At 71.5% G+C, this 23,447-nt stretch carries 20 protein-coding genes; 11 read left to right on the top strand and 9 right to left on the bottom strand.

Annotated elements, in window-relative coordinates; translation table 11 throughout:
* Nucleotides 1–28: 28 nt before the first annotated feature.
* From AB0H52_RS27185 to AB0H52_RS27170, 4 genes are read right to left on the bottom strand one after another with little or no spacing between them, the layout of a single operon-like run.
* Nucleotides 29–988, bottom strand: coding sequence for an amino acid ABC transporter permease (locus AB0H52_RS27185; RefSeq protein WP_357950993.1), 960 nt, complete (start codon nucleotides 986–988; stop codon nucleotides 29–31).
* Complete coding sequence (locus AB0H52_RS27180) at nucleotides 985–1,692, bottom strand: amino acid ABC transporter permease (protein WP_151491150.1); 708 nt, start codon at nucleotides 1,690–1,692, stop codon at nucleotides 985–987. Before AB0H52_RS27180 ends, AB0H52_RS27185 begins: the two co-directional genes overlap by 4 nt.
* A 41-nt stretch (nucleotides 1,693–1,733) precedes the next feature.
* The gene (locus AB0H52_RS27175) at nucleotides 1,734–2,612 is read right to left on the bottom strand and encodes a glutamate ABC transporter substrate-binding protein (protein WP_151491151.1); all 879 of its coding nucleotides are present in this window, start codon (nucleotides 2,610–2,612) and stop codon (nucleotides 1,734–1,736) included.
* Between the two features lie 57 nt (nucleotides 2,613–2,669).
* A complete protein-coding gene (locus AB0H52_RS27170) occupies nucleotides 2,670–3,425 on the bottom strand; it encodes an amino acid ABC transporter ATP-binding protein (RefSeq protein ID WP_151491152.1) in 756 nt (251 codons plus the stop codon).
* Nucleotides 3,426–3,619: 194 nt separating this feature from the next.
* Here AB0H52_RS27170 and selD point away from each other — a divergent pair, with 194 nt between their 5' ends.
* Together selD and AB0H52_RS27160 are read left to right on the top strand one after the other, a co-directional pair.
* A complete protein-coding gene (gene selD, locus AB0H52_RS27165) occupies nucleotides 3,620–4,609 on the top strand; it encodes a selenide, water dikinase SelD (protein ID WP_151491153.1) in 990 nt (329 codons plus the stop codon).
* A gap of 221 nt (nucleotides 4,610–4,830) precedes the next feature.
* Nucleotides 4,831–5,310: a hypothetical protein gene (locus AB0H52_RS27160; protein ID WP_151491154.1), complete on the top strand. Its 480-nt coding sequence runs from the start codon at nucleotides 4,831–4,833 to the stop codon at nucleotides 5,308–5,310.
* 43 nt (nucleotides 5,311–5,353) lie between these two features.
* Here AB0H52_RS27160 and AB0H52_RS27155 read toward each other — a convergent pair whose 3' ends face one another.
* Nucleotides 5,354–5,608 (bottom strand): DUF2277 family protein, encoded by a 255-nt coding sequence (locus AB0H52_RS27155; protein ID WP_151491155.1) that lies wholly within the window; start codon nucleotides 5,606–5,608, stop codon nucleotides 5,354–5,356.
* 163 nt (nucleotides 5,609–5,771) lie between these two features.
* On the opposite strand from AB0H52_RS27155, the gene AB0H52_RS27150 reads away from it, so the two are divergent.
* The 6 genes from AB0H52_RS27150 (at nucleotide 5,772) to fxsT (ending at nucleotide 14,945) form a co-directional block, all read left to right on the top strand.
* A complete protein-coding gene (locus AB0H52_RS27150) occupies nucleotides 5,772–5,960 on the top strand; it encodes a hypothetical protein (RefSeq protein ID WP_151491156.1) in 189 nt (62 codons plus the stop codon).
* A 63-nt stretch (nucleotides 5,961–6,023) separates the two neighbouring features.
* Complete coding sequence (locus AB0H52_RS27145) at nucleotides 6,024–8,315, top strand: FxsB family cyclophane-forming radical SAM/SPASM peptide maturase (RefSeq protein ID WP_305069492.1); 2,292 nt, start codon at nucleotides 6,024–6,026, stop codon at nucleotides 8,313–8,315.
* Nucleotides 8,299–9,120, top strand: a complete 822-nt coding sequence (locus AB0H52_RS27140; RefSeq protein WP_225854621.1) for an AAC(3) family N-acetyltransferase — start codon at nucleotides 8,299–8,301, stop codon at nucleotides 9,118–9,120. The genes AB0H52_RS27145 and AB0H52_RS27140 overlap by 17 nt, the downstream gene beginning before the upstream one ends.
* Before the next feature lie 61 nt (nucleotides 9,121–9,181).
* Nucleotides 9,182–9,832: a TIR-like protein FxsC gene (locus AB0H52_RS27135; RefSeq protein WP_192580361.1), complete on the top strand. Its 651-nt coding sequence runs from the start codon at nucleotides 9,182–9,184 to the stop codon at nucleotides 9,830–9,832.
* Complete coding sequence (locus AB0H52_RS27130) at nucleotides 9,829–11,079, top strand: TIR-like protein FxsC (RefSeq protein ID WP_151491160.1); 1,251 nt, start codon at nucleotides 9,829–9,831, stop codon at nucleotides 11,077–11,079. The genes AB0H52_RS27135 and AB0H52_RS27130 overlap by 4 nt, the downstream gene beginning before the upstream one ends.
* A complete protein-coding gene (fxsT, locus tag AB0H52_RS27125; protein ID WP_357950983.1) occupies nucleotides 11,076–14,945 on the top strand; it encodes an FxSxx-COOH system tetratricopeptide repeat protein in 3,870 nt (1,289 codons plus the stop codon). The genes AB0H52_RS27130 and fxsT overlap by 4 nt, the downstream gene beginning before the upstream one ends.
* 37 nt (nucleotides 14,946–14,982) lie before the next feature.
* Here the strand turns inward: fxsT and AB0H52_RS27120 are convergent, their stop codons facing one another.
* Complete coding sequence (locus tag AB0H52_RS27120) at nucleotides 14,983–15,891, bottom strand: alpha/beta hydrolase (protein WP_225854622.1); 909 nt, start codon at nucleotides 15,889–15,891, stop codon at nucleotides 14,983–14,985.
* A 220-nt stretch (nucleotides 15,892–16,111) separates the two neighbouring features.
* Here AB0H52_RS27120 and miaB point away from each other — a divergent pair, with 220 nt between their 5' ends.
* A complete protein-coding gene (gene miaB / locus AB0H52_RS27115) occupies nucleotides 16,112–17,590 on the top strand; it encodes a tRNA (N6-isopentenyl adenosine(37)-C2)-methylthiotransferase MiaB (protein WP_151491163.1) in 1,479 nt (492 codons plus the stop codon).
* Between the two features lie 44 nt (nucleotides 17,591–17,634).
* On the opposite strand, the gene AB0H52_RS27110 is transcribed toward miaB, so the two are convergent.
* The 3 genes from AB0H52_RS27110 to AB0H52_RS27100 all read right to left on the bottom strand — a co-directional run bounded on the left by AB0H52_RS27110 (nucleotide 17,635) and on the right by AB0H52_RS27100 (nucleotide 21,614).
* On the bottom strand, nucleotides 17,635–17,832 hold the full coding sequence (locus AB0H52_RS27110; protein ID WP_151491164.1) for a hypothetical protein: 198 nt from the start codon (nucleotides 17,830–17,832) through the stop codon (nucleotides 17,635–17,637).
* A 116-nt stretch (nucleotides 17,833–17,948) separates the two neighbouring features.
* Nucleotides 17,949–19,535 carry a cellulase family glycosylhydrolase gene (locus AB0H52_RS27105; RefSeq protein ID WP_151491165.1) on the bottom strand — a complete coding sequence of 529 codons (1,587 nt, stop codon included), beginning with the start codon at nucleotides 19,533–19,535 and terminating at the stop codon, nucleotides 17,949–17,951.
* Nucleotides 19,536–20,405: 870 nt separating this feature from the next.
* Nucleotides 20,406–21,614, bottom strand: coding sequence for a DUF349 domain-containing protein (locus tag AB0H52_RS27100; RefSeq protein WP_151491765.1), 1,209 nt, complete (start codon nucleotides 21,612–21,614; stop codon nucleotides 20,406–20,408).
* A 150-nt stretch (nucleotides 21,615–21,764) separates the two neighbouring features.
* Here AB0H52_RS27100 and AB0H52_RS27095 point away from each other — a divergent pair, with 150 nt between their 5' ends.
* Nucleotides 21,765–22,532 carry a class III extradiol dioxygenase subunit B-like domain-containing protein gene (locus AB0H52_RS27095; RefSeq protein ID WP_151491764.1) on the top strand — a complete coding sequence of 256 codons (768 nt, stop codon included), beginning with the start codon at nucleotides 21,765–21,767 and terminating at the stop codon, nucleotides 22,530–22,532.
* The gene (miaA, locus tag AB0H52_RS27090) at nucleotides 22,529–23,440 is read left to right on the top strand and encodes a tRNA (adenosine(37)-N6)-dimethylallyltransferase MiaA (RefSeq protein WP_151491763.1); all 912 of its coding nucleotides are present in this window, start codon (nucleotides 22,529–22,531) and stop codon (nucleotides 23,438–23,440) included. The genes AB0H52_RS27095 and miaA overlap by 4 nt, the downstream gene beginning before the upstream one ends.
* Nucleotides 23,441–23,447 lie beyond the last annotated feature (7 nt).

The raw sequence follows: 23,447 nt of genomic DNA, 5'->3' as shown, positions 1-23,447 counted from the left end.
GACTGGCGGCTCGGACGACACACCAAGATCATGCCAGGCCATCACCCAGAGTGGACAGCCGACCGCCGACCCGTCTCAAGCTGAATACGTACGTCTTGCGGCCCTTGCCCAACCGGTGCTGGACGTACTGGGCCAGCTTCGACAGCGAGTAGTTCACGACGATGAAGAGCACGGCGATCACGACGTACACCTGGATCGGATTGCCCAGCACGCCGATGATCTGCTTGCCGATGTTCAGCGTCTCCTCGTAGCTGATGATGAAGCCCAGCGAGGTGTCCTTGAGCACCACGACCAGCTGGCTGATCAGCGCCGGCAGCATGATCCGGAAGGACTGCGGCAGCAGGATCATCCGGGTGGTCTGTGCCGGGGATAGCCCGATCGCGGCGGCAGCTTCCGCCTGACCTCCGGGCAGCCCCTCCATGCCGGAGCGGAGGATCTCGGCGATGACCACCGAGTTGTAGATGGTGAGGCCGATGACCAGATACCACAGGTTGTCGAAGTAGAGGCCGAACTCGGGGAAGCCGCGAGCCACGAAGAAGATGGTCAGTACGACGGGTAGGCCGCGGAACACCTCGACGCAGACGCGGGTGACCGCCGACAGCAGCGCGCTCAGCCCGCGCAGCAGGTACGCCACCGGCGTCGCCATGCCAGCGAAGCGGAGCCGGGTCAGGCTCTTGAGCTGGATCCGCAGCACGGCGAGCAGTGTGCCCACCACCAGTGAGGCCACGATGGCCAGCGCCGCCGCGATAAGGGTGTTCTTGAAGCCGAGACCGATCCGATCCCACACCTGGGAGAAGTTCTCGTTCGAGGGGTCGATCAACGGGCCCCACAGCTCCATCGAGAGCTGGCCCTTGTCGTCGAGCGGCCGGTAGATCAGGTAGTAAGCGCCGACGAGCAGGATCAGCCCGGCGACGAGGCTGCTGATCAGCGTGATCCGCCGCTGGCGGGGCCCAGGGACGTCGTAGAGGACGCTGGTCTGCTGACTCATCGGGCCACCGCCTGTCGCTTCTCGATCCGGTCCAGCAGAGCGCCGAGCGGCACCGTCATGATCAGGTAGCCGATCGAGATGCCGATGGCGACCGGGATGAAGGCGTAGCCCTCAGCTCCGGTGAGCTGGTCGGCCGTGGCCGACAGGTCGCCGACGACCCCGAAGAAGCCAGCCAGCGCAGAGTTCTTGATCATCGCGATGATCACCGAGCCGAGCGGCACCACGGAGGCATGCCAGGACTGCGGCAGCACCACGTGGCGCAGGTTCTGCCCAAAGGTCAGGCCCAGCGACCGCGCCGCCTCCGCCTGGCCGGCGGGCACCGCGTTCACCCCGGACCGCAGCGCCTCGCAGACGAAGGCGGCGGTGTACAACACGAGGGCGATCAGCGCGAACCGGAAATACGGCAGGTCCGTGCCGAGCCGGGTGAACAGCGAGTCGATCACCGGGATGCGGAGGAAGTCCGCGTTCGAGCCGAGCGCCGGCAGACCGAACGCGGCGAAGAACATCACCACGGTCAGAGGCATGTTGCGGAAGACGGTGACGTAGGCGGTGCCGAGCGCGCGCAGCGGTGGCACCGGCGAGATCCGGAGGACCGCCACGACGGTACCCAGGATGAGGGCGCCGATCGCGGCGAGTACGCAGATCTGGAGGGTGAGCCAGAAACCACCCGCAAAGACGTCGAACTTGTCGATGAGCACGTTCACGGGTCGGTGTTCCTCCCCACCCTCCAGATCGAAGGATCAGATCAGTAGCGGTTGATGGTGGGCGCTGAGCCCAACTCGGCGCCGAACTTGCCGGCGGTGTCGTCCCAGGCCTTCTTCCAGCTGCCGTCGGAGACCGCCTTGTCCAGCGTGTCGTTGATGAAGCTGCGGAAGTCCGCATCCTCCTTCTTCACACCGATGCCGTACGGCTCCTTGGTGAAGTTGTCGCCCGCCAGCTTGAAGGAGGCCTCGTCCTTGGCGATGTAGCCGAGCAGGATCACGTTGTCCGTGGTCACGGCGTCGACCTGGCCGCCCTTGAGGGCGTCACGGCACTTGTCGTAGGTGTCGAAGAGCACCAGCTGGGTGCCCACGTCCTTGACGTACTTCTTGATCGTCTCGGCCGGCGTGGAGCCGGTGACCGAGCAGACCTTCTTGGTGCCGTCCTTGAACGAGTCCGGACCGGTGATGGTGGTGTCGTCCTTCTTGACCAGGATGTTCTGGCCAGCCTCGTAATACGGGCCTGCGAAGGCGATCCGCTCCTTGCGCTTGTCGTTGATCGTGTACGTCGCCGCGACGAAGTCGACGTTGCCGTTCACGATGACGTCCTCACGGACCTTCGACGGCGTCTCGACGTACTCGATCTTGTCCTCGGGGATGCCGAGTTCCTTAACGATGATCTTGGCGATCTCGACGTCGAAGCCCTCCGGCTTGCCGGACAGGCCCTTCTGGCCGAAGCCGGGCTGGTCGAACTTGGTGCCGACCTTGATCTTCTGGGCCTTGTTCAGCTTCTCCATGGTGCTGCCGGCGGCGAAGGACTTGCTGCCAGCGCCGGTGCCCTCCGCGCCATCGTCGCCACCGCAGGCGGTGAGGCCGAGCGCCAGAGCGGCGATCGCGGCGACTGCCGCAACGCGCTTGATACGCATACTCTTCTCCTTCTTCGACGGAGCCCACCGAGGTGCGGCACGCTCCACTACGGACGCCTAGTGCGTGAGGATCTTGGAGAGGAAGTCCTTTGCCCGCTCGCTGCGCGGGTTCGCGAAGAACTCCGTCGGCGGGGCGTCCTCTACCAGCTGGCCGTCGGCCATGAAGATGACCCGGTTGGCGGCATGCCGCGCGAAGCCCATCTCGTGGGTGACCACGACCATGGTCATGCCGTCGCTGGCCAGCGAGGTCATCACGTCCAGCACCTCGCCGACCATCTCCGGGTCCAGGGCGCTGGTGGGCTCGTCGAAGAGCATCGCCTTGGGCTGCATGGCCAGGGCGCGGGCGATGGCCGCCCGCTGCTGCTGACCGCCGGAGAGCTGGGCGGGGAACTTGTCCGCCTGGTTGGCGATGCCGACCCGGTCGAGCAGGGCCAGACCGCGCTCGCGGGCGGCAGCCGGCTTCTCCTTGCGGACCTTGATCGGGCCGAGGGTGACGTTCTCCAGGATGGTCTTGTGCGCGAAGAGGTTGAAGGACTGGAAGACCATGCCCACCTCGCTGCGCAGCTTCGCGAGGGCCTTGCCCTCGGCCGGCAGCGGTTGGCCGTCGAAGGTGATGGTGCCGGAGTTGATCGGTTCTAGTCGGTTGATGGCGCGGCACAGCGTCGACTTGCCGGAGCCGGACGGGCCGATCACCACGACCACCTCGCCCCGACCCACCGACAGCGAGACGTCGTCCAGCACGTGCAGCGGCCCGAACCACTTGTTGACCGCGTCCAGCACGATGAGCGGTTCGCCCGTCGTCACGTCGTCCACCGTCCCTGTCGTCTCCCGGATCGGGGTCGGTTGACCCCCGGTGCGGCCACTGTAGGCGGCGTGATGTGGCAGAACGCAACCCGGTGGGTCACGGAGCGGTAACACCGGCCCCGATCGTTGTCGGTCGTCCGATTCCGGTCGCCGTGTGGGTGGTGACGGTGGCGATCGTGGCGCGTTGTCGAGATCATGGAGAGATGACCGAACCGGTACGGCTGACCACGTACGCCCGCGGCGGCGGCTGCGCCTGCAAGATCCCGCCGGGCGAGCTGGAGATCATGGTGGCCGGTCTCGGTCCGGCGAGCGGCACCGCGGAGCTGCTGGTCGGGTTGGACCACGGCGACGACGCGGCGGTCGTGCGCCTGGACGAGCGGACCGGCCTGGTCAGCACCGCCGACTTCTTCACCCCGGTGGTCGACGACGCGTACGACTGGGGGCGTATCGCCGCGGCCAACGCGTTGTCCGACGTGTACGCGATGGGCGGCACCCCGCTGGTGGCGCTCAACCTGCTCTGCTGGCCGCGGGACGTACTGCCGCTGGAGCTTGCTCGGGAGGTCCTGCGCGGCGGTCAGGACGTGGCCCGGTTGGCCGGCTGTCACCTGGCCGGCGGGCACAGCGTGGACGACGACGGCCCGAAGTACGGCCTGGCGGTGACCGGGACGGTCCGCCCCGAGGAGCTGATCACTCTGGACGCCGGTCGGGCCGGTGTGCCGCTGTCGTTGACCAAGCCGCTCGGTGTGGGCGTGCTGAACACCCGGCACAAGGCCACCGGTGAGTGTTTCCCGGAGGCGGTGGCCACGATGAGCGCCCTCAACGCCGACGCCGCGCGCGCGGCGGTCGCGGCCGGCATCCGGTGCGGCACCGACGTGACCGGTTTCGGGCTGCTCGGGCACGCCTCGAAGCTGGCCCGGGCCAGCCGGCTCACGGTGGCCATCGACACCGTCCGGGTGCCCTACCTGGCGGGCGCGCGGGAGGCGCTGCGGGACGGGTACGTCAGTGGCGGCAGCCGGCGCAACCTGGACTGGGTGACCCCGTGGACCGATTTCGGCGCGGCGGACGAGGCGGAGAGGTTGCTGCTGGCCGACGCGCAGACCTCGGGTGGCCTGCTGGTCGCCGGTGAGCTGCCGGGTGCTCCCGTGGTGGGTGAGTTGCTGCCCCGGGGCGAGCATCTGGTCGTGCTGCGCTGACCTCGCCGAACGTGAGGACACGCGGCGGCGGTGGTGCGGATCGCACACGGTACCCGATAAACTGTCACCTTCCCGCTACTCCGAGCAACGTCGCTCTGGGAAATTTTGCCCGGAATGGTCACAGACCGGTAACTTGCCCCCGGCTGAGGTCATATGCCCCCCACCATCGTCAGTAAGGCCCGATCCGGAGGCCGGTGGGACGAACGCAGCGAGGAGGCGGAATGACCGAGCTGTGGAACTGGAGAATCGACCGGGTACGACCCGTGGAGGTCTACCCGGCGCTGGCCGAGGCTCTCGGTCGGGTGGTGATGCCGCTGGCGGTGGCCGATCCGGCCCGGCTGCCGGCGTACGCGGTCGTGTGTGACGTCTGGCAGGCGCCGGGCGAGTTCGCGACGGTGGTGGACTGCTACGGGGTGCCCGAGCGGCTGTCCGAGCACGCCAGCATCGCCGCGCTGGCCCGGCTGCTGGGCCGCAACTGTCTGCTGCGCGACGACACGCTGGACGCCGGTCGGCATCTGCTCGTCGCCCCGGACGGGACGGTCCGCCCGGTGCACTTCGACGTGTGGGACACCGACGACGGCGAGGTGCTCAGCAGGCAGCGGCTCTGCACGCTCGGCGACCCCGGCTGTCGGGGCTGGTCGCAGTGTCACCGCTCGCGGTGGGCGCCCGACACCGTCGCACCGGTGCTCGCGGCGGCCTGACCCACCACTCGGGTCCGGCCGGTGCCCCGCGCCGCGCTGGCGATCAGCCGCGGCCCGAGGCCGTGGCCGGCCGGTCCGCGGTGCCCTGGCCGGCGCCCCGGACCACGAGCCGATCGAGCAGGGTGCGGGTGGCCTCCGTCACGGCGGCCACCGCGGCGTCGAAAGCGGCGGCGTTGTGCGCGGCGGGCGCCCGGAAGCCAGAAATCTTCCGGACGTACTGCAACGCCGCCGCCTCGATGTCGGTTTCGGTCACCTGCGGGGTGAACGGCTCACGCAACGTCTTGATGCTTCGGCACATGTGGTGCTCCTCCTCGGTCGGTGCCCAGTGCCACCGTTGGTGCCGGCACTTGTGCCGACGGTGACACCGGGTCGATATTTGTCTATCCTGGTCACGGACCAGAGCCTTTCGAGCCATTGTCGCCGTTCGCGCTCCCAGCGCCCCGGGCCCCCGGAGACTTCTTGTGGACCATGCCCCCATCCGCACAGCCCGCCCCAATCTTGCCGACCTGACACGCAGCCTGCACACCCCGTTGGAGCGGATCGTCGTCGAGCATGCCGATCTCGTCGAGACGATCCGCCGACGTGTCGTCGCGGGTGAGTCCGCGTCCTCCGAGACCGTGGCCGTCGCCGCCTTCAACTCGTCCATCTGAGCGATGGCCTGCCGGTGCCGTCCACCCGGGGTGGGCGGGCCCTGCCACGGGATCAGCCAGTTCGTGCTGAAGGTGCACAGCCGGTGCGACCTGCGATGTGACCACTGCTACGTGTACGAGCACGCCGACCAGACCTGGCGTGGCCGGCCGGTCCGGATGGCACCGGCCACCGTCCGGGCCGCCGCGAAGCGGATCGCCGAGCACGCCCGCGAGCACGAGCTGCCGGTCGTGCACGTGGTGCTGCACGGGGGTGAGCCGTTGCTGCTGGGCGCGGCCGGGCTCCGCGAGGTGTTGGCCGAGCTGCGCGCGGCGATCACGCCGTGGACGCGGCTCGACCTGCGCATGCAGACCAACGGCGTGCTGCTCGACGAGGAACTGTGCCGGGTGCTGGTCGATCACGACGTGCAGGTCGGGGTGTCGTTCGACGGGGACCGCGCAGCCAACGACCGGCACCGCCTCTTCGCCCACGGCGGCAGCAGCCACGACCAGGTACGGCGGGCTCTGGCCCTGCTCCGCCACCCGGATCACCGGACGAGCTACGCCGGCATCCTCTGCACGATCGACGTCCGCAACGATCCGGACCGGGTGTACGAGGCGCTGCTGGCCGAGCGCCCGCCCCGGGTCGATCTGCTGCTGCCGCACGCCACCTGGGACCGCCCACCGGACCGCCCCGGCACCGGATCGACCCCGTACGCGGACTGGCTGGGACGGATCTACCGGCGGTGGGTGGACGAGGGGCGACCGGTGTCGATCCGGCTGTTCGAGGCGCTGGCGCCGGGTGGCGGCGGCACCGAGGCGTTCGGCCTCGCTCCGGCCGACGTGCTGGTCGTCGAGGCGGACGGCAGTTGGGAGCAGGTCGACTCGTTGAAGACCGCGTACCACGGCGCGGCCGAGACCGGTTTCGACGTGTTCGGGCACTCGGTGGACGAGGCCAGCCGGCATCCCGGGGTGGCCGTCCGGCAGACCGGCGTGGACGGGCTCTGCGCGACCTGTCGGGCGTGCCCGGTGGTGGACCGTTGCGGTGGCGGTCTGTACGCCCACCGCTGGCGCACCGGCTCGGGGTTCGACAACCCGTCGGTGTACTGCGAGGACCTACTCCGCCTGATCGACACGGTGGACACCTACCCACCGCCCGTCGCGTCGGCCGGTCAGCGGGCCGAGCGGGCCGCCCCGCCGGTCGACGACCTGCTCGACGACCTGGCGACCGGGTACGGCTCGGAGCAGACCCTCGATCTGCTCGCCGCCGCACAGCTCTCCATCACCCGGGCGCTGCTGGCGGCCTGGCGGGAGAGATCCGGGCAGACGGCCGCCTGGGATCTGCTCGTCGACCTGGACGCCAAGGCGTCGGACGCGGTCCGGGCGGTGCTCACCCACCCCTTCGTCCGTCCGTGGCTGGTCCACCGCCTCGTCCCGTCGGCCCGGCCCGGTGCCAGCCGGGCGGCCGACCCGCTGCCGGCCATCGCGCTCGCCGCCGCCCTGCGGGCCGGCTGTTCGGCCACGGTGGACGTTCCGGTGCGCTCCGGCGTGCTCGCGCTGCCCACGCTGGGCAGCCTGGTGCTGCCGGTCGCTGTCGACGGGACCGTCGAGGTGACCGTCCTGCCCGACGGTTTCCGGGTCCGTGGCGGCCCCGAGGACCAGACGGTGCTTCTCGACGCGGGTGGACCGGATGCGGCCGGGTGGCGGCCGACCCGACCCGTGCCGGTCCCCGGTGGTCACCTGCTCGTGGAGGACGGTGACCCGTACCGGGACTGCTACGGCCAGCCGGTGGCACCCCGCCTGGAGCACTCCGCCGCGCGGGCGTTGGGCCGTACCCTCGCCGAGGCCTGCCGGTTCGTGGGCCGGGACGTTCCGGTCCACGCCGCCGCGCTCGCCGGCGGTCTGCGTGCCGTCGTGCCGCTGGCGCCCGACCAGGCGGGGCCGCTGCGCAGCGCGACCGCCCGGCACGCGTTCGGCGCGGTCGCCCTCACGCCCGACGCGGCCCCGGAGGCGATCGCCGTGCTGCTCGTGCACGAGTGGCAGCACGTGAAGCTCGGTGCCGCACTCGACCTGTACGACCTCGTCGAACCGGGTCACACCACCCGGATCCGGGTGCCGTGGCGTCCCGACCCGAGGCCCGTCGAGGGTGTGCTCCAGGGCGTGTACGCGCATCTCGCGGTCACCCAGGTGTGGCAGGCCCGCGCCGCCGCCGGCGTGTCCGCGCATCCCGACGCGTCGGCGCACGCCGCCCGGTTCCTGGCCTGGACCCGGGACGGTGCGGATGCGTTGCTGGCCAGCCGGTCGCTCACGGTCGTGGGTGAACGATTCGTGGAGCGGGTGCGCCAGGCCCTGGAGGAGACCGGTGTCGGGTCGGGATGAGCGACAGCCGCCCGCACTGGGCCGACCTCGTATCGCCGACGACCTGCGGGCACTCGGTGTCCGTCCGGGCGTCTGCCTCCTGGTGCACTGCGGCCTGCGCCGGGTGGGCCCGTTGGAGCGCGGCCCGGCGACGCTCGCCGGTGCTCTGCGCGACGCCCTCGGCCCGGCCGGCACGCTGCTCGTGCCCACCCAGAACGACGGCAACTCGACCACCTCCCGGACCCACCTGGCGGCCACCGCCGGAATGGACCGGGCGCAGCGTGCCCGTTACGAGGCCGCCCTGCCGGGTTGGGACCGGCGCAACACCCCCTCGGAGCGGATGGGGGCGTTCGCCGAGTTCGTCCGACGTGCTCCCGGCGCGGTGCGCAGCGACCACCCACAGACCTCGTTCGCCGCGCTCGGTCCGCAGGCGCGGCACCTCACCGACGACCATGCCCTCACCTGTCACCTCGGTGAACGCTCACCGGTGGGCCGGCTCTACGCGGCGGACGGGCAGATCCTGCTGCTCGGCGTCGGCTTCGAGGCGTGCAGCGCCCTGCACCTGGCCGAATATCACCTGCCGGCGCCGCCGGAGCGCGATTACCACTGCTTCCGGCTCGTCGACGGGCAGCGGGTCCGCCTCGACTTCCGTGCTTCCGACCTGGACGATCGGGATTTCCCGCAGCTGGGCGACGCGCTCGACGCCGCGTCGCTCGTCCGGCGTGGCCCGGTCGGTCGGTCCGTCGCGTACCTGCTCTCCGCGCGCGCCATTGTGGATTTCGCGGTGGGTTGGCTGGCGGAGAATCGCTCGACGGCCCGGCATTGACGCGCCGTCTACTCTGATGTTCCGGCCGCGCGAGGAGGGCGGAGGGGCAGCGGTGAGCATGATGGACGCACCCTCTGGCACCCGAGCACCCCTCTTCTTCGTCAGCTACTCCCGGGCGCCGGTCCGGCGGGCCAGCGGCAACCCCGCGGAGTACGTCTCCCGGTTCTTCGAGGACCTGTCGGGCCACGTCAGCGAGTTGGTCGGCCCGGTCACCGGGTTCGACCCGGGCTTCCTGGACAGCTCCATCGCGGGCGGGGAACGCTGGAGCCCGGAGCTGCTCCAGGCCGCCGGCACCTGCCAGGTCTTCGTGCCGTTGGTGTCCAGCGCGCTGCTCGGCAGCGAATGGTGCGGCCTCGAGTGGGACGCCTTCTCCCGCCGACGGATCGTCCCGCGACCCGGTGTGGCGTCGGCGCACGAGACGGCGATCGTGCCGGTCACCTGGTCGCCGACGAACGGCACCCCGCTGCCACGGGTGCTCCGCGACATCCAACGGTTCTCCCCGACCGCGATGCCGGATCCCGACATCGCGGTGCACTACCAGCGGGATGGGGTCTACGGCTTGCTGACCATGCAGTGGGAGAACACCTACCGGGCGGTGGTCTGGCGGCTCGCCCAACGGATCGTCGCCATCCACCGGTCGTACGTGGTGGAGCCCTGGGTGCCGGCGAGCGTGGACGAGTTGTGCAACCGGTTCGTCGAGGAGCTGGGATGAGCCCCCCGGCGGACCGGCGTCGCTCGGAGCGCGGGTCGTACTTCTTCCTCAGCTACGCCCATTCCGCGCCGCTGGGTGCCCGGGCCGACTCCGACGTCTGGGTCGGCCAGTTCTTCGACGACCTGGCCGAGGAGGTGACCCGCCAGGCCCGGCCGGTGGCCGGTATGCGGATCGGCTTCTTCGACCAGCACATCCCGCTGGGCGCGGACTGGAAGGCGGCCCTCGCGGAGGCACTCGGTGACGCCGAGGTCTTCGTCCCGCTCTACTCGCCCGGTTACTTCAGCCGTCCGTGGGCGTTGGGGGAGCGGGACTCCTTCCGGGCTCGGCTGGTCGCCGCCGGGTCGGACCGGCTCACCGCCGGTCACCTGGCCCCGGTGCTGTGGATTCCGATCCCGTCCTGGGAGGACCAGCCGGAGGTGGACGACGCCCTGGATCTGGGCCGGGACGTCCCCGAGTACGCCGAAAACGGCCTGCGCGCGCTCTGCATGCTGGCCTCCTACCGGGAGCAGTACCAGCTCCTGCTGAGCCGACTGGCGGGCCAGATCGTGCACGTTGCCGAGCGGAGACCGCTGGGGCCGTCCCGCGCGCCGAGCATGGACGAGGTCACCCGTCCCGTGTCGGCCGACCCGGACTTCGTCGTCGCCGTCCTGGCGCCCACCCGTGATCGGCTGCCGGCCGAGCGTGATCCCTCCGGGTACGCCTCCAGCGGTCGGCTGTGGCGGCCGTACGGCAGCCGCCAGGAGTTGCCCGCCGCGGAGTACGCGGCCAGCACGGCCGAGCGCCTCGGGTTGACGGCCCGTACGGCGGATTTCGCGCAGGCGGCCGGGCTTCTCGATCGCCGCCCGGCGGTGCTGCTGGTCGACCCGTGGATCGTGGCGGCGCCGGGTGCGCCGGCGGACCTCGCCAGTCGGCTGCGCGGCCTGCGGGAGTGGGTCGTCCCGCTGGTGGTCACCGACGACGGTGACGGCCAGGACGCCGCCGGGTGGGCGACCGAGGTGATGGAGCTGCTGCACGACGCCGGTCGGCCGCAGGTGAAGCACGCGTGCACCATGCGGGAGTTCGTCGACCTGATGCCGGCGCTGGTCACCGAGGCCCGTCGACGGTTCCTCAAACACGCCCCGGTCGTCGGGTTCGACCCGCCACCGGGGCCGGTGCCGAGCCTGCGTGACGGCCCGGCAGTTCCCCCCGACCTCGCGTCCCCGCCTGCTGATCCGGCCACACCGCGTCCCCACGGAGAAGACCGATGAACAACGATCGCAAAGGCCAGGTCGTCACCTTCTACTCGTTCAAGGGTGGCACCGGCCGGACGATGGCGCTGGCCAACGTGGCCTGGATCCTCGCGGCCAGTGGCCGCCGGGTGCTGGTCGCGGACTGGGATCTCGAGTCACCCGGCCTGCACCGCTTCTTCCACCCGTTCCTCGACGCGGAGAGGATCGCGGGCACCGGCGGCGTGATCGACCTGATCCGCGACTACGAGTGGGAGACCACCCGCGCCGGCGAACGGCCGGAACGCTGGATGGAGCAGTACGCGAGGGTCGGCCGCCACGCGTTCTCGCTGCGGTGGAACTTCCCGGCCGGCGGTGGGCTGGACTTCCTGTCCGCGGGCCGGCAGAACAGCGACTACGCCGTCTCGGTGGGCGGCCTGGACTGGGACAACTTCTACAACCGGCTGGGTGGGGCGCAGTTCTTCGAGGCGCTGCGGGCGGACATGAAGCGGCAGTACGACTTCACCCTGATCGACAGCCGGACGGGGTTGAGCGACGTCGCCGACATCTGCACGCTGCATCTGCCGGACACCCTGGTCGACTGTTTCACCCTCAGCGACCAGGGCATCGACGGCGCGGCCCAGGTCGCGCACTCGGTGCGGGACCGCTACCTGCGGCGGGACATCCGCGTGCTGCCGGTGCCGATGCGGGTCGACCAGGCGGAGAAGGAGCGCGCCGAGGCGGGTCGTCTGCTCGCCATGCGCCGGTTCGCCGGACTGCCCGCCGGGATGACCGAGGCCGAGCGGCGGCGGTACTGGGCCGCGGTCGAGGTGCCGTACCGGCCGTTCTACGCGTACGAGGAGACCCTGGCGACCTTCGGTGACCCGCCCGGCTCGCCGACGTCACTGCTGGCGGCGTTCGAGACGTTGACCGGGATCCTCACCGACGGTGCGGTGACCGCGCTGCCGGTGATGGACGAGTCGGTGCGGGAGCGGGGCAAGGCTCGCTTCCGTCGGCGTACCGAGGCTGCCGACGACCAGATCGTGCTGCGCTGCGCTCCGGAGGACGCCATCTGGGCCGAGTGGCTGGAGCGGGTGCTCAACTCGGCCGGGATGCGGGTGGTCGAGCCGGCCGCCGCCGTGGGGTCCGCCGGTACGCCCGCGCCGCGCACGCTGAGCGTGGTGTCCCCGGCCTACCTGGCGATGCCCTCCGGGGAGTTGCCGGAGCGGGACACCAGCACCGGTTCCACCGCCCTCGCCGTGTACGTCGCCGATCTGCGTCCGTTGGCGGAGTTCCCGGCGCAGAGTTCCACCAATCTGGTCAACGTGAGCGCGGCGACGGCCGTGGAGCGGGTGCTGCGGTTGGTCGGCCGCCCGGTGCCGCCGTCGGGGGACGGCCCCGCCGGCGGGGGTGCCCGCTATCCCGGCACCGAACCGTTGATCTTCAACGCGCCCAACCGCAACGCCCGGTTCACCGGCCGTGAGGACGACCTGGCCCAGTTGCGGGCGCAGTTGCAGAGCGGCGGCAAGGCGGTGGTGCTGCCGGTCGCCCTGCAGGGCATGGGCGGTGTCGGAAAGACGCAGGTCGCCCTCGAGTACGTGCACCGCTTCAAGTCCGCGTACGACGTGGTCTGGTGGATCGTCGCCGACCCGCCCCAGTTCGTCGACACGGCCCTGGCCGACCTCGCCGGCCGACTCGGCATCGTCGCCGGGCCCACCCTGCCGGACACCGTCCGGTCGGTGCTCCAGGTTCTCGGTCGGGGCGAGCCGTACGAGCGGTGGCTCGTCGTCCTCGACAACGCGGAGGAGCTGGACCAGATCGAGCCCTTCCTGCCGCAGGGCCCCGGACATGTGCTGCTGACCTCCCGTAACCGCGCCTGGGGTGACCGGGCCAAGCCGATCCAGGTCGACGTCTTCGACCGCGCGGAGAGCGTCGCCCACCTCGCCCAACGGGTGCCCACGATCACCGACGAGGAGGCTGATCGGGTGGCCGACGCGCTCGGTGACCTGCCGATCGCGGTGGCGGCGGCGGGCGCGTGGCTCGCCGACACCGGCACGTCCGTCGCCGACTACCTGCGGCAGATCGAGCGGCACGGCCCCAGCGCGCTGTCCGTGGAGGCCACCTGGGACCTGTCGTTGAACCGGCTGCTCGATCAGGCGCCGGCCGCGTACCGCCTGTTGCAGCTCTGTTCGGTGCTGGCCCCGGAGATCGCCCTGGACCTGATCTACAGCGACGAGATGGCGGCGGCGCTCGTGCCGTTCGACCCGTCGGTGTCGGAGCGGCTCGTGCGTGGCGCCCTCATCCAGCAGATCAACCGGCTGGCGTTGCTGAAGCTCGATGTTCAGGGTGGCCGGGTCCAGGTGCACCGGCTGCTGCAGGCCGTGGTCCGGGACCGGATGACCGACGACGAGATCAGCGCCGCCCGCCACCAGGTGCACCTGGTGCTTGCCGCGTCCCGGCCACGTGGCGACGTGGACGACCCCTCGACGTGGCCCCGGCTGCGCATGCTCTGGCCGCACCTGGAGGTCTCCGACGCGCTGACCTGCCCCGACGAGTCGGTGTGTCAGCTGTTGATCGACCGGGTCCGCTACCTGTGGCTGCGCGGCGGCCTGAACCAGGCCGAGGGGTTCAGCCAGGAGGTGGACGACACCTGGTCGGAGCGGCTGGCCGGTTCCGAGGACACGGCCGACGCCGAGGCGCTGGGTCGACAGTTGCTGCACCTGCGGTTTAACCGAGCGAACATCCTGCGCAGCCTGGGCCGGTTCGACGACTCCCGGGCCATGGACGAGGCGGTCCTGGCCGAGCAGCGTCGCCTGCTGGGTGCGCTGCACCCACACAGTCTGATGACCGCCGGCAGCCTCGCCGGTGACCTGCGGGCCCTCGGCCGGTACGCCGAGGCGCTGGAACGGGATCGCTCCACCTACGCCTCCTGGCTCCAGACCCTGGGCGAGGACCACCCGCGGACGTTGAGCGCGGCCAACAACCTCGCCGTGTCGTACCGGCTGGTCGGCGACTACCGGTCGGCCCGACGGTGGGACGACGAGGTGCACCAGCGGCGGCGGCTGGTGCTGGGTTCCACCCACCCGTACACGCTCGTCTCCGCCGTGCGTCTCGGCAGCGACCTACGGGAGGCCGGCGAGTACGAACGGTCGGCAGCGCTGCTGAGCGGGGTGTACGAGACGTCCTGCGAGGTGCTGGGCACGGACGACGCTCTGAGCCTCGGTGCCCAGGTCAACCTGGCGGTGTCACTGCGCAGCGCGGGCCGGTCGGCGGAGGCCGCGCCGATGTTCGAGACGGCGTACCGGAAGCTCGACGAACGGTTCGGACCGGACAACCCGGACACGGTGACGTGCCGGTCGAGCCGCGCGGCGAACCTGCTGGCCGTCGGCGACGCGACCCGGGCGCTCGCCGAGATGACCGCGGTGACCCGGGCGTACGACGAGGAGCTTCGGCTCGGCCCGGAGCATCCGCACACCCTGGCGACGTTGAGCAACATCTCCGCCGCCGAACGCGCGATCGGTCGCGGGTCGGCCGCCCGTGCGTCCGCCGCCCGGGCGGCCGGCGAGTTGCGCAAGGTGCTCGGTCCCGATCATCCGCACACACTGGCGGCGGAGGTGAACCAGGCGGTGTGCCTCGCCGAGGACGGTGAGTGGGTTCCGGCGCGGGACCGTCTGCGGGAGACCGCCGAGCGGCTGACCGCGGTGATCGGCCCGGAACACCCCGACACGCTGCGCTGCCTCGGTGATCTCGCCCTGGTGTCCAAGCAGCTCGGTGACGGAGGTCCGGCCGACGACGCCGGCCTGGTGGCCGACCGGCTGGCCGAGGTGATCGGCCAGGAGCATCCGACGGTGCAGACCCTGCGGGAACGGCGGTTCGTCGTCCGGGTGATCGACCCGCACCCGTTCTGATCGGGCCGGCCGCCCGCTCCGGCCACCGCGGCTCGTTTCAGGGTCGCGGACTGGCCGCGAGTTCCGGTGTGGCCAGCCAGGCCAGGGTCTGCGGCAGGATCTCCATGGCGCCGAAGTGCGCGGCACCGGGTTGCACCTGGACCTCGGCGCTCGGGATCCGCGAGGCCAGCCAGCGGGAATGCTCCACCGGGGAAAACCTGTCCTGCTCACCGTGCCAGAGCCGGACCGGCGCGCGGATGGCACCGAGGTCGAAGCCCCAGCCTCGTCGTATCGCCAGGACGTCGTCGATCCAGCCGTCAGGACCGTGCCGGAGCGCTTCGGCGTACATGTCGGTCAGCAGCCGGCGGATCGCGACGTCGTCGACGACCCGGATGTCCGCCTCGGGCAACTGGGGTCGGAGGAACTCCAGCAGCGTCATCGGATCCCGCTGCGCCTCCTCCGCACGGACCTTCAGGTTCAGCGTGAGTTCGGTCAGGTCCTCGTCGGCCTGCCCGAAGTCCTCGACGTTGGTCTCCGACATGCCGGCGTACCAGTCCAGGTCGGGTGCGCCGGCCGGGGCGAGCCCCACCAGCACGGCGGCGCGGGTGACCCGGTCCGGCAACAGCGCGGCGCAGGCCAGGGCGTGCGGTCCGCCACCGGAGCGACCCACCACCGCGAACCGCTCGATGCCCAGGTCGTCGGCGATCGCCGCCACGTCGGCCGCGGCGTCGGCCACCCGCCGACCCTCGTGTCGTGTCGAGTCTCCGTAACCGGGTCGGTCGTAGCAGACGAGGTGCACGCCGAGGCGGTAGACGACGATGCCGCGGGGTCGAGGGCCGCTGCGGCTGCCCGGGGTGCCGTGCAGAAGGAAGACCGCAGGACCGTCCGGTGCGCCGGAGGTCTCCACCGCGAGGTGACGCCCGTCCGGGGTGGCGACGGAGCGCTGTGCCGCGTGTTGTCGCGTCACGGTTGGCCTCCCGCGGGTCGTCATGTTCTCCCCCGTGAACGGAGCCGCCCGACGGCGGCGTCGAGTGCAAAGCCCCCGAAACCGCCCAGAACACATCCTTGCTGTGCAGCGTACTGCCCGGCGTGTGCCCCCGCTATGGGCCGCCGGGTCAATGCCGGTCTCCATGCCCCACCCGGCGGGCCGCTACCCTGGTAGCCCGAGGGGAAGGGGCGCCAACAGGGTGGCTAGGACCTACAACGTCGTGACGTACGGCTGCCAGATGAACGTGCACGACTCCGAACGCATCTCCGGCCTGCTGGAGCAGGCGGGGTACGTGCGCGCACCCGGCGGCGACGAGACCCCGGACGTGGTGGTCTTCAACACCTGCGCCGTGCGGGAGAACGCGGACAACCGGCTCTACGGCAACCTCGGTCGTCTGCGTCCGGTGAAGGACAAGCACCAGGGCATGCAGATAGCCGTCGGTGGCTGCCTCGCCCAGAAGGATCGCGGCGAGATCGTCCGCAAGGCGCCCTGGGTGGACGTCGTCTTCGGTACGCACAACATCGGTTCGCTGCCGGTGCTGCTGGAACGGGCCCGGCACAACGCCGCCGCCGAGGTGGAGATCCTCGAGTCGCTGGACGTGTTCCCGTCCACGCTGCCGACCCGCCGCGAGTCGACGTACGCCGGCTGGGTGTCGATCTCGGTGGGCTGCAACAACACCTGCACGTTCTGCATCGTGCCCTCGCTGCGCGGCAAGGAGAGGGACCGCCGCCCCGGCGACATCCTCTCCGAGGTGCGCGCCCTGGTCGACGAGGGCGTACTGGAGGTGACGCTGCTCGGGCAGAACGTCAACTCCTACGGCGTCGAGTTCGGCGACCGGTACGCGTTCGGCAAGCTGCTGCGCGCGACCGGTGACATCGACGGGCTGGAGCGGGTCCGGTTCACCAGCCCGCACCCGAAGGACTTCACCGACGACGTGATCGCCGCGATGGCCGAGACGCCGAACGTCTGCCACTCGCTGCACATGCCGCTGCAGTCCGGCTCCGACGACGTGCTCCGCGCGATGCGCCGGTCGTACCGCTCCGAGCGCTACCTGGGCATCATCGAGAAGGTGCGGGCGGCGATGCCGGACGCGGCGATCACCACGGACATCATCGTCGGGTTCCCCGGCGAGACGGAGGCCGACTTCCAGCGCACCCTGGACGTCGTGCGGGAGGCCCGCTTCTCCTCGGCCTTCACGTTCCAGTACTCGAAGCGCCCCGGCACCCCCGCCGCGACGATGGACGGCCAGCTGCCCAAGCAGGTCGTGCAGGAACGCTACGAGCGGCTGATCGCGACCGTCGAGGAGATCACCTGGGCGGAGAACAAGCGTCTGGTGGGGGAGACCGTCGAGGTGCTGGTCGCCATCGGCGAGGGCCGCAAGGACGAGCGGACCGGGCGGATGTCCGGCCGGGCCCGTGACGGTCGGCTCGTGCACTTCGACGCCGGCGGCTTCGCGGGGTCGATCCGGCCCGGCGACATCGTGCACACCGCCATCACGTACGCCGCCCCGCATCACCTCAACGCCGACGGGGCGCCCCTGTCGCACCGTCGCACCCGTGCCGGCGACGCCGCCGAGGCGGGACGCTCCCCGCGTACCCCCGGGGTATTGCTCGGTCTGCCGACGATCGGCGCACCGCCGGTCGCGCCCGCGACCACCGGAGCCTGCGCCGCCCACTGACCGGTCGGGGTCCGCCGGCACGGCGGACCCCGACCGGCTCACGGTCAGACCGTGATCCGACCCGCGCCGGCACCGCCCGTCACGATGGACTTGACGGAGCTCGCGGTGTCGAGCTGGTACGGGTAGGCGACCTGGCAGCCGGCCGCCGCCTGGGCGGTGACGGCGGTCAGCAGGCTGGCGGTGACGAGGGTGGCTGCGGCGGTGCTGACGACCAGCGTCATCCGACGCCGTGGTGTGCGCATGCAGCTTCCTATCGAGGAGGCGGACGGACCGTCGCGGCGCCCATGCCCGTGGGCGTGTAAATGCCGGGACGGCCGGTGCCCCGTGTGGCGGCGCCGGCCGTCCCGACAGCGCGGACTCAGCAGCCGGTGCCGTTCAGCTTCACCGTTGCGGGGGCGCTGGCGGTGCCGTTGGCGGTGAAGCCCACGGTGACCGACCCGCCCGCCGCCAGGGACGGGGCGTGACCCGGTGCCGCCGCGGTGACCGTCGTGCCGGACTGCGTGACGGTGGCGTTCCATCCGCTGCCCAACGTCACTCCGGACGGCCACGTCCAGGTCACCGACCACGGGTTCACCGCGGCCGAACCCGTGTTCTTCACGGTCACCTCACCCTGGAAGCCGCCCTGCCAGGCGTTGACCTGCCGGTAGGTGGCGGTGCAGGCGCCGGTGGGCGGGCTGGTCGGCCCACCCGTCGGCCCCCCGGTCGGGCCGGTGCCACCGGACGGCGCGATCAGGTACGGCTGAAGGATCGCCTGCTTGGTCGTGTTGATGGTCGTCCAGTCGTCCAGCGCGATGCCGCCGGTGTCACCCGAGTTCGGATTCCACGACCAGTAGGTGAAGGACATTCCGGTTACCCCGGTGCCGGTGTACGCCATCAACCTCTCCAACCACACCCGGTCCTTCGGGTCGGCCAGCGTGCTGCCGAACTCACCCATCATGATCGGGGCGATGTTCTGCTTGTAGAGGTAACCCCAGTACTTGTCCCAGATGGCCGGCATGTTCGCCGGGTAGTCCGGGGCGTCGAACCACGTCTGCCGGTACACCGACGTGGCGTACTCGTGCGGTGAGTAGACCAACCGGTTCGCCACGCTCAGTCGTACCGGGAACGCACCGGCCTTCGACAGGTTGCCGCCCCACCAACCGCAGTCCTCGTCGTTGCTGGGGTCGTTGTCCCACACGTTGGAGAGGCCGCCGCTGGGGCAGCTCACCCCCTCCACGAAGATCAACCAGTTGGGCTGGACACCGAGGATCGCGTTACCGGCCCGCTCGGCGGCGAGCCGCCAGTCCCGCGCCGTGTCGCCGCAACCCCAGCACGCGCCGGTGGCCGCCGGATTGGTGCCCTCGGCGTGCGGCTCGTTGTGCAGGTCGGCGCCGATCACCGTCGGATTGCCCGCGTACCGCTGGGCGAGCATCTTCCAGTCGTTGATCCAGGTCGCCTCGGAAACCGTCGCCGTGTACCACAGCGGCGACTGCCCGGCCGCCGTCGGCCGGTGCCGGTCCAGGATGATCCGCATCCCCTTGCTGCCGGCGTAGTCGATCACCTTGTCCAGGATCTGCAACGGCGAGAGCCCGACCAGGTCAGGGTTGACGAAGTCGTTGACCCCACTGGCGGTCGCGCCCGGCTTCAGCGCGTCATTCGAGTACGGCACGCGCAACGTGTTGTAACCCAACCGGGCCATCGTGTCGAGCTGCCCCCGCCACGGGTTGCTCGACCACAACCCGTGGAAGGTCTTGTTGTCGGTCTCCATGCCGAACCAGTTGATGCCGGTCAACCGGACCGTGGCACCGGTGCTGTCCACGATCTGGTTGCCGCTGGTGTGCAGATAGCCGGTACCGGTGCCAGCGGCCACGGCCGGACTGGTGCTGACGGTCGCGGCGATGAACACGCCGGCCGCGACGGTGGCGAGCGCGGTCAACGCGCCGCCAAGAGCTGTGGGACGGAACATTCGAGCTCCAATTCGGAGGCCCGGCGCCATCGGAGGACGACGCCGGCGGGCGGCCGTCCGCACGCCACGGCCCCTCAGGGGTACGCGGACAGTGCGCGACGGTCCATGTCACGCGGACGTGGTCACTCGCGAACGCTCACCGGCGACCCTCGACAGCGGTGCTCCGCCGTCGTCGCCCTCGTGCCGGTGGCCCTACCTGGCCCCGCCGCCCATTCTCATCAGCCCACCTCAATGCGTCAACCTGCCACCCATCCACCGCCCTCCGTGCTGGCCGCCCTCCGTGCTGGCCGCCCTCCGTGCTGGCCGCCCTCCGTGCTGGCCGCCCTCCGTGCTGGCCGCCCTCCGTGCTGGCTGTCGTCCGTGCTGGCCGTCCTGCGCGCTGGCCGCCGGCCCCGTGGGCCCGTCTGCACGCCGCCTGCCGCGCCGGCCCGTGCACCCCGCCCGGCAAGATCATGCTCGATCCTGGATGTAGTGGCCATGAGGCGTCGGGATGCCACTACATCCAGGATCGAGCACGACCTTGACGGGCGGAGGCCCCAACCTCCGCTCCCGGTCGGTCGGTGATGACGCCCCCGTCAAGATCCGTCCTTGGCGCACCCCAAGATCCCCCCTCGATCCTGGATGTAGTGGCATCCGTCGACGCCGAGACCACTACTTCATGGATCGAGCGCGATCTTGGGGCGCGGCGCGGCGCGGGCGCGGCGCGCGGCGCGCGTGGACGGCGCGCGTGGAGTGTGGCGCGCGGGGACGGCGCGGCGTGGGGAGCGGCGCGCGGGTAGGGGGACGGGTGTGGGGCACGCGGGGAGACGGCCTGGACGTGCGGGAGCCCCGGTCCCTGCCGAGGGACCGGGGCTCCCGGACGACGTCAGCTCAGCCGGCCTGCTCGGCGAGCTGGAGGAACTGCCGCTTGGCGGCGAGCGCCTGCTCGGCCTCCTTGATCCGGCGGGCGTCCCCGGCGCTCTGCGCCCGGGACAGCCGGTCCTCGGCCTCGGCCACCTGCGCCCGCATCTGGGCGAGCAGCGGGTTGTCCTCCTTGGTGGTGCGGCGCCACGCCGAGTCCATCACCTCGCGGACCTTGTCGTCGATGACGCGCAGCCGGCGCTCCAGTCCGGCGGCGGCCTCCCGGGGCACCCGGCCGGCCTCGTGCCACTGGGCCTGGATCTCCCGCAGCTTGGCCTGTGCGCCCTTCGGGTCGGCGTCGATGTCCAAGGCCTCCGCCTCGGCGAGCAGGGCCTGCTTGCGCTCCAGGTTGCCGCGCTGCTCGTTGTCCCGGGCGGAGAAGACCTCACTGCGCCGGCTGAAGAAGGCGTCCTGGGCACCCCGGAACCGTTCCCAGAGCTTCTGCTCGGCCTCCTTGGAGGCGCGCGGCGCGGCCTTCCACTGCGTCATCAGCTCCTTGAGCTGGTTGGCGGTGGCCGCCCACTCGGTGGAGTCCTTCAGCTTCTCCGCCTCGGCGACCAGCTCCTCCTTGGCCGTCTGCGCCTGCTTGCGCTGGGCGTCGAGGGAGGCGAAGTGGGCGCCGCGGCGCCGGGTGAAGCCGTCCCGGGCGGCGGCGAACCGCTTCCACAGCTCACCGTCGGCCTTCTTGTCGACCCCGCGAATGGTCTTCCACTCGTCGAGGATCTCCTTGAGCCGGTCTCCGGCGGTCTTCCAGCCGGTGGATTCGGCGGCGAGCTTCTCGGCCTCCTCGACCAACGCGGTCTTGCGGGCCAGGGCTTCGACGCGGGCGGCGTCGCGGGCGGCCCGCGCCTCGCCGGCCTTCTCCTCGGCGAGGGTGGCCAGCTTGTCCAGCCGCGCGGCCAGCGCGTCGATGTCGCCCACCACGTGGGCTTCGGGCAGCGTGGCGCGGATCCGCCGGATCGTGCTCAGCGAGTGCCCGGCGTCCGCCGCACCCGAGTTGAGCCGCGCCTCGGTCAGGTCCACCTCGGTGACCAGGTCGGCGAAGCGGCGTGCGAAGTGCGCGAGGCCCTCCTCCGGTGCTCCCGCCTGCCAGGATCCGACCACCCGCTCGCCCTCGGTGGTCTTGACGTACACGGTGCCGTCCGCGTCCACCCGTCCGAAGGCAGTCCAGTCGCTCATGTGCCCATCCTCGTTCTCCCGGCGTCGAGGGAACCGTCCCCCGTCGCCGCCACGGCGCAGCCAAGTTGCTTCCGGCATTGTCACAGGTCCAACCCGGTCCCCGTCGAGCGCCTATCGCCGACCGTGACCATACGGTGTCCTAGCGACCGAATGACCGGATCGGCGCGGAGACGCACCGGGGATTCCCGCTACGGTGGGCGGGTGCCACTGGTCGCCGCCGCCGTCTGCCCGCATCCGCCCCTGCTCGTGCCCGAGGTGGCCGGCGCCGCCGCGTCGGAGTTGGACGACCTGCGGGCGGCCTGCGACACCGCCGTCGCCCGGCTCGTCGCCGCCGACCCGGATGCCGTGGTCCTGGTGGGTGCCGGCCCGACGACCGGCCCGATCCAGTCCCCGGCGACCGGTTCCCTACAGCCGTGGGGCGTGGACCTGGATGTGCCGCTGATCCCCGGCCAGCCCGACCGGGGCGCGGTGCTGCCGTTGAGCCTGACCGTCGGCGCCTGGCTGCTGGCCCGGCGGGGCGTACGCACGCCGGTGTCCGCCGTGCAGGTGGCCGCCGACGCCGGCGCGGCCGAGGTGGGGGCGCTGGCCGAGTGGGTCAACGCGTCGGGTGCCCGGGTGGCGTTGCTGGCGCTCGGCGACGGGTCGGCCTGCCGCGGGCAGAAGTCCCCGGGGTACGACGATCCGCGCGCCGAGGCGTACGACCAGCGGGTTGCCTCGGCGTTGGCCGGGGCGGACCTGGACGTTCTGCGCGACCTCGACCCGGTGGTGTCCGCGGAGCTGAAGGCCGCCGGCCGGGCGGCCTGGCAGGTGCTGGCCGGCGCGGCCCGGTTGGGCGGCGGGAGCTGGCGCGGTGAGCTGTTGCACGACGCGGCCCCCTACGGTGTGGCGTACTTCGTGGCGTCGTGGGAGCGGATGTGAGCGGCACGGTCGTCGCGGTCGTCGGCCCGACGGCGGCGGGGAAGTCGGCGTTGAGCATCGCGTTGGCGCACGCCCTGAACGGTGAGGTGGTCAACGCCGACTCGATGCAGCTCTACCGGGGTCTGGACATCGGCACCGCCAAGCTGACCGTGGCTGAGCGGGACGGGGTGCCGCACCACCTGCTGGACATCTGGGAGGTCACCGAGCCGGCCAGCGTCGCGGAGTACCAGCGGCTGGCCCGCGCGGCGGTGGACGACATCCTGTCCCGGGGCCGGGTGCCGCTGCTGGTCGGCGGGTCCGGGCTGTACGTGCGGGCGGTGCTGGAGCACTTCGAGTTCCCCGGCACCGATCCGGCGCTGCGGGAGCGGCTGGAACGGGAGTTGGCCGAGGTGGGCACGGCGCCGCTGTACGCGCGGCTGCGGGCCGCCGACCCGGTCGCCGCCGAGGGCATCCTGCCCGGTAACGGCCGGCGGATTGTACGGGCTCTGGAGGTGATCGAGCTGACCGGTGCGCCGTTCACGGCCTCGCTGCCACAGCCGACGCCGTACTACCCGTCGGTGCAACTCGGCGTCGACCTGGACACGGGTCTGCTGGACGGGCGGATCGCGGCGCGGGTGGACCGGATGTGGGCCGACGGCCTGGTGGCGGAGACCCGCGAGCTGGTGGGTCGGGGGCTGGCCGGGGGGCGGACGGCGAGCCGGGCACTCGGCTACCAGCAGGTGCTGCGGCTGCTGGCCGGCGAGCTGACCGAGGCGCAGGCGCACGACGAGACGGTCCGGGCCACGCGGCGGTTCGTCCGCCGGCAGCGGTCCTGGTTCCGGCGCGACCCGCGGATCCGCTGGCTGGACTCGGCCGCACCGGACCTGTTCGAGGCCGCCCTGCGCCTGGTGCCGGCCGAGACGCGATAATGGGGGC

Origin of the sequence: Micromonospora sp. NPDC050695 (assembly GCF_040654415.1) — a bacterium.
In the GTDB taxonomy this organism is placed as follows: Bacteria; Actinomycetota; Actinomycetes; order Mycobacteriales; family Micromonosporaceae; genus Micromonospora.
The sequence above is the reverse complement of the archived record's forward strand: the minus strand, read 5'-3'. Positions and strand labels throughout refer to the sequence as shown.